Below are 215 nucleotides of genomic sequence, written 5' to 3'. Positions count from 1 at the left end.
GCTTTGGTAATCCGGCCCAGTTTGTCGTATTCAAACCGGGTCGTGCCCGTCCGTTGGTCGGTACTGTGGATCAGGTTGCCGGTGCGGTCGTAGCCGTAGCTGCGTTTGACGGCATAAGCCGATGTTACTGCATTTTTCGCTGTTTCGATCTGCGTCAGCTCGTTGAGTGCGGCAATTTGTTTTTTCAGACGGCCTAAGGGATCGAGTTCGTAACG

The 215-nt window shown here is 54.0% G+C and carries 1 protein-coding gene; it reads right to left on the bottom strand.

The genetic code is table 11. From position 1 onward, the window contains the following. Nucleotides 1-215 (bottom strand): RHS repeat domain-containing protein (locus HMPREF2952_RS03850; protein WP_168165178.1); only part of this gene is annotated, 215 nt, incomplete at both ends.

The sequence above is a fragment of the Neisseria sp. HMSC068C12 genome (assembly GCF_001814095.1).
Taxonomy (GTDB): Bacteria; Pseudomonadota; Gammaproteobacteria; order Burkholderiales; family Neisseriaceae; genus Neisseria; species Neisseria perflava.
Note: the sequence above shows the minus strand (reverse complement) of the source record. Positions and strands in the feature narration are given on the sequence as shown.